The 11,165-nt window shown below is 50.0% G+C and carries 7 protein-coding genes, 1 tRNA gene and 1 rRNA gene; 4 read left to right on the top strand and 5 right to left on the bottom strand.

Translation table 11 applies throughout. The annotated features are described in order from the left end of the window. Positions 1-51: 51 nt before the first annotated feature. Together melB and LA337_00695 are read left to right on the top strand one after the other, a co-directional pair. The gene (gene melB / locus LA337_00690; GenBank protein UBI16266.1) at positions 52-1,482 is read left to right on the top strand and encodes a melibiose:sodium transporter MelB; all 1,431 of its coding nucleotides are present in this window, start codon (positions 52-54) and stop codon (positions 1,480-1,482) included. A gap of 2 nt (positions 1,483-1,484) precedes the next feature. Continuing rightward, positions 1,485-1,739: a SemiSWEET transporter gene (locus tag LA337_00695; protein UBI16267.1), complete on the top strand. Its 255-nt coding sequence runs from the start codon at positions 1,485-1,487 to the stop codon at positions 1,737-1,739. 26 nt (positions 1,740-1,765) lie between these two features. Here the strand turns inward: LA337_00695 and LA337_00700 are convergent, their stop codons facing one another. From LA337_00700 to LA337_00720, 5 genes are all read right to left on the bottom strand, one after another. After that, entirely contained in the window at positions 1,766-2,383 is a 618-nt protein-coding gene (locus LA337_00700) for a DUF2238 domain-containing protein (protein ID UBI16268.1), read from the bottom strand. Between the two features lie 148 nt (positions 2,384-2,531). Then, positions 2,532-4,178 carry a fumarate hydratase gene (locus tag LA337_00705; protein ID UBI16269.1) on the bottom strand — a complete coding sequence of 549 codons (1,647 nt, stop codon included), beginning with the start codon at positions 4,176-4,178 and terminating at the stop codon, positions 2,532-2,534. 96 nt (positions 4,179-4,274) lie between these two features. Next, the gene (gene dcuB / locus LA337_00710; protein UBI16270.1) at positions 4,275-5,615 is read right to left on the bottom strand and encodes an anaerobic C4-dicarboxylate transporter DcuB; all 1,341 of its coding nucleotides are present in this window, start codon (positions 5,613-5,615) and stop codon (positions 4,275-4,277) included. A gap of 718 nt (positions 5,616-6,333) precedes the next feature. Continuing rightward, positions 6,334-7,053: a two-component system response regulator DcuR gene (gene dcuR / locus LA337_00715; protein ID UBI16271.1), complete on the bottom strand. Its 720-nt coding sequence runs from the start codon at positions 7,051-7,053 to the stop codon at positions 6,334-6,336. Then, positions 7,050-8,681 (bottom strand): sensor histidine kinase, encoded by a 1,632-nt coding sequence (locus LA337_00720; GenBank protein UBI16272.1) that lies wholly within the window; start codon positions 8,679-8,681, stop codon positions 7,050-7,052. Before LA337_00720 ends, dcuR begins: the two co-directional genes overlap by 4 nt. Before the next feature lie 600 nt (positions 8,682-9,281). Here LA337_00720 and LA337_00725 point away from each other — a divergent pair. Both LA337_00725 and LA337_00730 read left to right on the top strand, forming a co-directional pair. Further along, a 16S ribosomal RNA gene (locus tag LA337_00725) occupies positions 9,282-10,823 on the top strand. Positions 10,824-10,908: 85 nt separating this feature from the next. Next, positions 10,909-10,984: transfer RNA gene (locus tag LA337_00730), tRNA-Glu, on the top strand. Positions 10,985-11,165: the final 181 nt, after the last annotated feature.

Genomic DNA, 11,165 nt, shown 5'->3' on the forward strand with positions numbered 1-11,165 from the left:
GACGTTTCCTCTTACAGAAGGCGGGCGCTGGTAACAGCGACCCGATACCCTATGAGCATCTCTCTGACAACAAAACTCAGTTATGGATTTGGAGCGTTTGGTAAGGATTTCGCCATCGGTATCGTGTACATGTACCTGATGTATTACTACACCGACGTGGTGGGATTATCGGTAGGCGTCGTTGGAACGTTGTTCCTGGTGGCAAAAATATGGAATGCGTTTAACGATCCGGTGATGGGTTGGATAGTGAATGCTACCCGGTCGCGTTGGGGAAAATTTAAACCCTGGATCTTACTCGGCACGTTGGCGAACTCGTTGGTGCTGTTTTTGCTTTTTAGCGCACACCTGTTTGAGGGGACGGCGCAAATCGTATTTGTTTGTGTGACGTATATATTATGGGGGATGACTTACACCATTATGGATATTCCATTCTGGTCGCTGGTCCCCACCATTACGCTGGATAAACGCGAGCGTGAACAACTGGTGCCGTTCCCCCGTTTCTTCGCCAGCCTTGCCGGGTTTGTCACCGCGGGCGTGACGCTGCCTTTTGTGAGCTATGTTGGCGGTGCCGATCGCGGCTTCGGTTTCCAGATGTTTACGTTGGTGCTGATTGCATTCTTCATCGCGTCGACGCTCGTCACATTACGCAACGTTCATGAAGTTTATTCCTCCGACAGCGAGGCAACGGCGGACAGCAGTCGTCTACCGCTAAAAACGATTCTCGGGCTGATTTACAAAAACGATCAGCTTTCATGCCTGTTAGGGATGGCGCTGGCTTACAATGTTGCGGCCAATATTATCACCGGATTTGCGATCTACTATTTTACCTATGTTATTGGCGATGCAGATCTTTTCCCGTATTACCTGTCATATGCCGGCGCAGCGAATTTATTAACGCTGATCCTCTTCCCACGCCTGGCGAAAGCGCTTTCTCGTCGAATACTCTGGGCTGGCGCTTCTGTGATGCCTGTTTTGAGCGCAGGCGTATTGCTGATTATGGCTCTGGCGGAGTACCACAATACCTTCCTGATCGTTACCGCGGGGATTTTCCTGAATATCGGTACTGCGCTTTTCTGGGTGTTGCAGGTCATTATGGTGGCGGACACCGTCGATTACGGTGAATACAAATTCAATATTCGCTGTGAGAGTATTGCCTATTCGGTTCAGACCATGGTGGTTAAAGGGGGATCAGCGTTTGCAGCATTCTTCATTGCAGTGGTACTTGGGCTGATTGGTTACGTACCCAATATGCCTCAATCAGCGGAAACAATCCTCGGAATGCAGTTCATTATGATTGTCCTGCCCACATTGTTTTTTATCGTCACACTGCTGCTCTATTTCCGTTTTTACCGACTTAACGGCGATACGCTGCGCAGGATCCAGATCCATTTATTGGATAAGTACCGTAAGGTGCCGCAGCACGATGAGCAACCGGATATCCCGGCTATTGCGGTAGCCGCTCCAGGCGATATGAAGGCGTAACTATGGAATGGCATTCGTGGATTGGGTATTTGGCAGCCTGCCTGACGACGCTCTCTTTCTTACCGCAAGCGATTAAGGTCATTACCACCCGCAACACGCAGGGTATCTCCGGTTTAATGTATGTGATGTTTGTGTGTGGGCTGGTTTTGTGGCTGATTTACGGATTATTGATTGAAGATACTGCCGTCAGCATGGCGAACTTTCTGACCCTGTTGTTCGCCTTGCCGATTCTGGTTATCAAATCTCGTAATGGGTAGGGCAGACTGCCGGATAAGCGTGAGCGCTATCCGGCAGTTTTTAACTGTCTGTTGTGCCAGCCAGCCAATAACAGCACCGTTGTCAATGCGCCGAGCAGAGCGCAGAACATATCTGACTGGGTATCCCACGGGTCGCCCTGCGTACCAAGAAAATCATCCGCCCCCTGGCCCATTGCCAGCGCCGCCCACCATTCGATCAGTTCATACATTGCGCTAATCGCCAGCGCTACGCAGCAGACCAAAAATGCCAGCATTTTTCGGCCACGAACAATACTACCGCGCACTAAGATCTCTCTTGCCGTCAGGGCAGGCACCAGCCCCTGGAAGAAGTGACCCAGCTTGTCATAGGGGTTACGACTGAGATCCAGCCATTCCTGAACCTGAAAACCGACGGGAACTTTAGCGTAGGTATACATACCGCCGACCATCAGAATGATGGCGTGCAAGAAAATGAGCGTGTAGAGCAACGGCGTCAGCGGGTAGCGCTTAACGGTCACCAGCAGCAACGGGACAACAATAATGACCGGCGTGACTTCCATCAGCCAGGTTATTTTCTCCGAGGCGGAGATTCCGGTGTAGATAAGAATCAACGCCAGGAACAGCGCGCCAGAGTACAAAATTGTGGGGTTCAGTGTGCGGAGCATTGCGAATTCACAAGTAATGGAAAAGGTTACTATTCCCTGTGAGCGGTAAAAATTCAACGCCAGTAAATGGGGGGATAAAGTTGGCCCGGGGGGATCACTGGACTGACGCCAAAAAAACAGGTGTCAGTCCAGTGCCGGGCCGAATGGGTTACCTGGCGCAGTTAGCGCATTGTTTGCTGACGATTTGCTGGAAGAAATCGTTGCCTTTGTCATCGACCAGAATGAAAGCCGGGAAATCTTCTACTTCGATTTTCCAGATAGCTTCCATACCCAGCTCCGGGTATTCCACGCATTCCAGATGCTTAATGCTCTGCTGCGCCAGTACTGCTGCCGGACCACCAATGCTGCCTAAATAGAAGCCGCCGTGTTTGTGGCAGGCGTCAGTCACCTGCTGGCTTCGGTTACCTTTTGCCAGCATGATCATGCTGCCGCCGTGAGACTGCAGCAGGTCAACATAGGAGTCCATACGACCCGCGGTGGTTGGCCCTAAAGAGCCGGACGGATAACCCGCAGGTGTTTTGGCCGGACCCGCGTAGTAGATCGGATGATCTTTCACGTACTGCGGCAGGCCTTCGCCGGACTCAATACGTTCTTTCAGCTTCGCGTGAGCAATATCGCGACCAACAATGATGGTGCCACTCAGCGACAGGCGGGTAGAGACCGGGTACTGAGAGAGCTGGGAGAGGATCTCTTTCATTGGGCGGTTGAGGTCAACTTTAACCACTTCACCTTCGCCCGCCTGGCGCAGGGATTCCGGAATGTACTGAGCTGGGTTATGTTCCAGTTTTTCGATCCAAATCCCTTCGCGGTTAATCTTGGCCTTAATGTTACGATCTGCGGAGCAAGAGACGCCCATACCGACCGGGCAGGACGCGCCGTGGCGAGGCAGGCGGATCACGCGGATATCGTGCGCGAAGTATTTCCCGCCAAACTGGGCGCCGAGGCCGAGTTTTTGCGCTTCTTCCAGCAGTTCCTGTTCCAGTTGTAGATCGCGAAACGCCTGGCCGTGAGCATTACCTTCAGTCGGCAGTGCGTCATAGTAATGCGTGCTGGCCAGCTTCACCGTTTTAAGGGTGCTTTCCGCTGACGTGCCGCCAATGACGAAGGCGATGTGGTACGGCGGGCAAGCTGCGGTACCCAGCGTGCGCATTTTCTCAACCAGGAAGTTTTTCAGTTTGCCGGGAGTCAGCAGCGCTTTGGTTTCCTGATACAGGTAGGTTTTGTTCGCTGAACCACCGCCTTTAGCCACGCACAGGAATTTGTATTCGTCACCGTCCACGCTGTACAGGTCGATTTGCGCGGGCAGATTGGTGCCGGTATTCACTTCTTTGTACATATCCAGCGCCGCGTTTTGCGAGTAGCGCAGGTTATCTTCGATATAGGTATTAAATACGCCTTTGGAGAGGGCCGCTTCATCGCCGCCGCCGGTCCACACGCGCTGGCCTTTTTTACCCATGATAATTGCCGTACCGGTGTCCTGGCAGGTTGGCAACACGCCTTTGGCGGCGATTTCGGAGTTTCTCAGGAACTGCAGCGCCACGTACTTATCGTTTTCGCTGGCTTCGGGATCATGGAGAATTGAGGCGACTTGCTGTTGGTGTTCAGGGCGGAGCATGAAGGAGGCATCGTGGAAGGCTTGCTGGGCCAGTAGCGTAAGTGCTTCAGGGGCTACTTTCAGAATTGTTTCGCCTTCAAACTCGCCGACGCTGACGTGATCGGATGTCAGCAGGTAGTACTCAGTTTTGTCTTCCCCCAGTGGGAAAGCCGCCTGGTAAGTGAATTCAACTTTTGACATTTGCTTCCAGCCTTTTCATTTTTCTCAGGAATTTTAAAATTCTCTGTGTCTTAACGGTGGCGTGCCGTACCAACGTGGACGGCACGCGAACTGTAATTACAAGAAACCGTACATTGCGGCGAAGATCCAACCAAAGACACAGGATACGCTTACGCCGATCAAACCTGGCAGAATAAAGCTGTGGTTGATAACGAAGCGGCCGATGTGGGTGGTACCTGAACGGTCAAACTGAATAGCCGCCAGGTCGCTCGGGTAGGTCGGCAGAATGTAGTAACCGTAACATGCAGGAGCGGAAGCCACGATGTACGCTGGATCAACCCCGATTGCCAGCGCGACCGGAACAATCGCTGCCAGCGCCGCTGCCTGTGAGTTTACAAATTTGGAAACCAGCAGCAGAACAATTGCATAGGCCCACGGATACTCTTTCACCATATTGCCCAGCACACCTTCGATTTCTGTCATGTGCGCGCCGAACATTGTTTCGGCCATCCAGGCAATACCGTACACCGCCACAATCGCGATCATACCGGAACGGAAGACTTCGTTTTTAGATATTGAAGCGGGATTGGTCTTCGTCAGGATAATAATCAGCGCACCGGTCAGCAGCATGAACATCTGGATGACCAGTACCATTGACAGCGGTTTGCCGCTGAAGGTAGGACGCAGCTCAGAGAACGCGCCGAGCACGGCAACCACGGCGATTGCGGCAAGGAAGATCCACATGGCCAGCCAGTTGCTTTTCGGCAGTTTTTTGTCTAACAGCGTGGCGGTATCGCCATACACATAGTTGTGGTTTTCAGGTACGGAAATGAACTTCTGGAACTCTTCATCTTTATCCAGATCTTTACCGCGGAACCAGCTGAAGATACCGATCGCCAGGATACCCAACAGGGTAGACGGGATGGTGATGCTGAGCAGGTCGAGGAATTCGAGATGCTTGCCTTCAAACGTGACGTTCCCCAGCATTGCCACCAGTGACACAACGGCGACGGAAACCGGGCTGGCGATAATCCCCATCTGCGCACCGATAGAACTCGCCGCCATCGGACGTTCCGGACGAATATTGTTCTTAATGGCAACGTCATAAATGATTGGCAGGATGGTGTATACCACGTGGCCAGTACCGCAGAGAATCGTCAGGGTGCAGGTCACGAACGGGGCGACGATGGAAACGTATTTTGGGTTACGACGCAGCAGCTTTTCAGCGATTTGCAGCATAACGTCAAGGCCGCCGGAGGCCTGCAGGGTTGCCGATGCGGCCACCACGGCAATAATAACCAGCATGACATCTACAGGTGGTTTACCCGGCTGGAGATGGAAAACGAAAACCAGAATGACCAGGCCGATACCGCCTAATAAACCCAGCGCGATACCGCCCTTTCTGGCACCATAAAACAAACATATTAATATTATGAGAAGTTGTATACTAAATAACATTTTATTTACCCTCGCGAAAAACCCAGTCAATTTTTTGAAAAATGGATCTGTGCCACATTCTTTTTTGCCAGAATAGGCATCAAAAAATGGTCAGTATTCGATATGTCCGTATTTGCGATTAATGTTCAAATGTCTTGCTAGAATGTTTATTTAAAGTTATGGCGATATTTTGCTTTTTTCTGTGGCTTTGATCAGAGGAGAGAATCCTCAGGCGATGGGAAGCAGAGCTGGACATAGAGAGCCGCGGTTGACGCTGTAATTTATCTGTTTTGCGTTTTCCGCTATTACGTGAACCACCGACAGAATGAGTGAGTGGGTTATTTATGTGATCACACTCACGCCATTTCATGATGTGATGAGGTTGGCGTGCGGATACTTTTATTTGCTCACAAAAATGTACGGTGTCCATGGTACGTAGCATGGTCTCCATTGCTACCAGTCTAGATTTTGTATGTCTGGTTAATTTCAGACTAATCCTTTATGGGTAAAAATACACACTCTGCGAGTTAGATAATACTTAATTAACTTTTGTTAGCGATTTTGAAATTAAAAACAGTGTGACATTAATCAATATTAAAATAACGCATTTAACATGCCGGATACAAATATATTTGATCTAACGCAAATTTATAATTCTGCAGCATGAACCAGTAAAATAGGGATTTTTCATTATTTTAATAATTGTTACCTTCAAATAACAAATAATCCCCAATTGTTTTTATTGGCAATATTGTTTAAGCAATGAGTAATGTTCCGCCTGAACGCGGTAACGATAAACCGGTCGACCGGTTACGCCATAATGGATGCTGGTAAATAAAATGTGACAATTGACGAGCCAGATAAGATATTTGCGGCAAGAGACGCGCGAGATATTGACCTCGTTGGCCAGTTCATCGGTGGAGAATTCCTGATCCTGATGCTCATCAATCCACTGGCACAGCGTGCGTAAAGTTTGTGGCGTTAATCCTTTGGGTAAGCGCCGCACTTCCTGCTCATTAGAGGAGCTACCGTGAATCAACTGGTCAAGCTCAGACTGTTCATAGTACTGATGCTTTTCCATTTCAGTTTTCTTCTGTAGCCAACCGGTCAGTGCCTCTTCAAAACGGGAAGCCTGGAAAGGTTTGATCAGGTAGTCAACGACGCCATAGTGGAGAGAGTCTTTGATGGTGGTCGCGTCGGCGGCGGAAGAGATGACAATGACATCACACTTGCAACCTTCGCTGTGCAGAACAGGTAACAGATCCAGACCGTTTTCTTTTTGCATGTAAATATCAAGCAAAATCAGGTCGATATGATGACCGCTATGAAAGATTATCTCTTTTGCTTTCTCCAGCGTGGAGGCTGTGCCGCAGCAATGAAAACCGGAGAGTTGCGCGACATAACGGCGGTTTAATTCCGCTACCATTGCATCGTCATCGACAATTAAGACATTGATCATCTGCTGGCCCTCTCACCATTCCACGGTAACTGTACAAAAAATTGGGTGAAGATCCCAGGTTCAGACTCGACGGATATATTACCGCCAACGTTTTCAACCTGTTGTTTAACAAGCGCTAAACCTACGCCCCGTTCGGTTCCTTTTGACGAAACGCCCTTCTCAAAGATGTGCTCAATGTGTTCGGGGGCGATCCCCGGACCATCGTCATTCACTTCGCAATGCAACCAGCCGTGTCGATAATGCAAGGATACGCTGATCTCACCGCCAGGTTCTTGACCTAGCGCCTCCAGGGCGTTTTCAATCAGATTCCCCAGAACGGTAATCAGCACCGCCACCTGATCTTCGTTGCTATTTTCTGGCAACTGGCTTTCATTACTGATCACCAGGCTATGGCCTAAATCAGAGGTACGATTAATCTTACTGAGTAAAAAACCTGCGATCACCGGAGATTTTATTTTTCCTAACAGTGAGCCAATCTCTTCCTGGTAATTGTTCGCGGTCTTCAGGATGTAATTTTCAAGCTGCTTATAACTTTTCAGATGCAATAATCCCAGAATCACGTGCAATTTATTCATGAATTCGTGGGATCGTTCACGAAGTGCATCGGCATAGTTGACCATGCCGTCCAGTCGTTGCATCAGTTTTCGCACTTCAGTCTTATCTCTGAACGTTGAAATGGCCCCGATGATTTTACCGTTGCTGAGTACCGGAACGGTGTTAATTAAGAGTAGCCGATCCTTAACCATGATCTCTTCATCGCGACGCGGCGTCCCGTCATGCAGTACCTGTGAAAAATCGACTACCTGTGACCACGCGTGGCTGAGCGTGGAGAGCTGGGCATCGTCTTGTGACTTGTGGTAATCGAGCAACTCCTGCGCAGCCTGGTTTATCAGCGTCACTTCACCGCACTCGTCAACGGCAATGACGCCTTCTTTTATCGAGTGCAGCATCGCCTGGCGTTGTTCGAACAGATTGGAGATTTCATAAGGTTCCAGACCAAACAGAATGCGCTTGAGGACCTTAACGAATATCCATGTACCGAGCAGCCCAACCAGCACGCCAAATAAGATGGACCAGATGATGCTGCCGCGGCTGTTATTGATCTGTTCAGCAACTCTGCTTAGCTCAAGACCGATCGCCACCACGCCAATTTGCCGGTGATGTTCGTCATATATAGGAGTGAACACCCGCAGGGCTTTAGCCAGAAATCCGCGATTAATGGCGACATTCTCTTTACCTTGTAGGGCCAGCAAAATGTCATCGCCTTTAAACGGCTGACCGATTCGCTGTGCTTCGGGGTGGGAGTAACGAATGCTTTGCATATCGGTGACGACGATGAACAAAAAATCGTTGCTCTTATTCACCGCCTGAGCAATCGCCTGAATGCCGCTTTCTGCAGGCTTTTTCATTAGCCCCTGGCGGATCTCCGGGGAGTTTGCCAACGTTCGTGCGACCGCAAGCGCTTTACCTGCTAACGCATCGCGCGTCATATTGCTGATCTGTGAGAAATAAATCAGATGAACGACAAGCAGCACGGAGAAGAGTACCGCACTGACCATGAGGATCACGGTAGTGCCGAGCTTCATCGGGCGTTTGCGTATAGCAGTACGTTGCAGAGAGTGTCTCATCACGGTCCTGGAATCACGGTTTGTACGGGTATTATCGCCTGATGGGATGCGTAATTCAAAGGTGGTAGGGATGATGGGGCATGCACTACCTGTGCATTCCTTCTTTATATATCGTAGAGCGAGTTTCTTTCTATATAGCGATTTCCTTATTCGTTTTCTCTTCTTTTCAGGGATGTTGACCGCTAATTTTCTTACGATTGTGGATAACTCTGTGTGTAAATGGGTATAAGGCGGGGTTTTGCTGTGGAATGCAGCACTCAGTCATTTTTCTGTCATTTAAGGGTTGCGGGCCGCAGGAAACTCCCTATAATGCGCCTCCATCGACACGGCAGATGTGAATCACTTCACACAAACAGCCGGTTGATTGAAGAGAAAAATTCTGAGATTCAGGGTTGACTCTGAAAGAGGAAAGCGTAATATACGCCACCTCGCGACAGAGCGCTAAAGCGCGTCGCAACTGCTCTTTAACAATTTATCAGACAATCTGTGTGGGCACTCGAAGATACGGATTCTTAACGTCGCAAGACGAAAAATGAATACCAAGTCTCTGAGTGAACATACGTAATTCATTACGAAGTTTAATTCACGAGCATCAAACTTAAATTGAAGAGTTTGATCATGGCTCAGATTGAACGCTGGCGGCAGGCCTAACACATGCAAGTCGAACGGTAGCACAGAGGAGCTTGCTCCTTGGGTGACGAGTGGCGGACGGGTGAGTAATGTCTGGGAAACTGCCCGATGGAGGGGGATAACTACTGGAAACGGTAGCTAATACCGCATAACGTCGCAAGACCAAAGAGGGGGACCTTCGGGCCTCTTGCCATCGGATGTGCCCAGATGGGATTAGCTAGTAGGTGGGGTAACGGCTCACCTAGGCGACGATCCCTAGCTGGTCTGAGAGGATGACCAGCCACACTGGAACTGAGACACGGTCCAGACTCCTACGGGAGGCAGCAGTGGGGAATATTGCACAATGGGCGCAAGCCTGATGCAGCCATGCCGCGTGTATGAAGAAGGCCTTCGGGTTGTAAAGTACTTTCAGCGAGGAGGAAGGCATTAAGGTTAATAACCTTAGTGATTGACGTTACTCGCAGAAGAAGCACCGGCTAACTCCGTGCCAGCAGCCGCGGTAATACGGAGGGTGCAAGCGTTAATCGGAATTACTGGGCGTAAAGCGCACGCAGGCGGTCTGTCAAGTCGGATGTGAAATCCCCGGGCTCAACCTGGGAACTGCATCCGAAACTGGCAGGCTAGAGTCTTGTAGAGGGGGGTAGAATTCCAGGTGTAGCGGTGAAATGCGTAGAGATCTGGAGGAATACCGGTGGCGAAGGCGGCCCCCTGGACAAAGACTGACGCTCAGGTGCGAAAGCGTGGGGAGCAAACAGGATTAGATACCCTGGTAGTCCACGCCGTAAACGATGTCGACTTGGAGGTTGTGCCCTTGAGGCGTGGCTTCCGGAGCTAACGCGTTAAGTCGACCGCCTGGGGAGTACGGCCGCAAGGTTAAAACTCAAATGAATTGACGGGGGCCCGCACAAGCGGTGGAGCATGTGGTTTAATTCGATGCAACGCGAAGAACCTTACCTACTCTTGACATCCAGAGAACTTTCCAGAGATGGATTGGTGCCTTCGGGAACTCTGAGACAGGTGCTGCATGGCTGTCGTCAGCTCGTGTTGTGAAATGTTGGGTTAAGTCCCGCAACGAGCGCAACCCTTATCCTTTGTTGCCAGCGATTCGGTCGGGAACTCAAAGGAGACTGCCAGTGATAAACTGGAGGAAGGTGGGGATGACGTCAAGTCATCATGGCCCTTACGAGTAGGGCTACACACGTGCTACAATGGCATATACAAAGAGAAGCGACCTCGCGAGAGCAAGCGGACCTCATAAAGTATGTCGTAGTCCGGATTGGAGTCTGCAACTCGACTCCATGAAGTCGGAATCGCTAGTAATCGTGGATCAGAATGCCACGGTGAATACGTTCCCGGGCCTTGTACACACCGCCCGTCACACCATGGGAGTGGGTTGCAAAAGAAGTAGGTAGCTTAACCTTCGGGAGGGCGCTTACCACTTTGTGATTCATGACTGGGGTGAAGTCGTAACAAGGTAACCGTAGGGGAACCTGCGGTTGGATCACCTCCTTACCTTAAAGAACCGACCTTTGTAGTGCTCACACAGATTGTCTGATGAAAAGTAAATAGCAAGGCGTCTTGCGATTGAGACTTCAGTGTCCCCTTCGTCTAGAGGCCCAGGACACCGCCCTTTCACGGCGGTAACAGGGGTTCGAATCCCCTAGGGGACGCCACTTGCTGGTATGTGTGAGTGAAAGTCGCCGACCTTAATATCTCAAAACTGACTTCCGAGTCATGTTTGAGATATTTGCTCTTTAAAAATCTGGATCAAGCTGAAAATTGAAACGACACACTGTTTCATTTCTCCGTAATAAGAAATGAAAAATGGTGTGTTCGAGTCTCTCAAATTTTTGC

Source organism: Citrobacter europaeus (assembly GCA_020099315.1).
GTDB classification, from domain to species: domain Bacteria; phylum Pseudomonadota; class Gammaproteobacteria; order Enterobacterales; family Enterobacteriaceae; genus Citrobacter; species Citrobacter europaeus.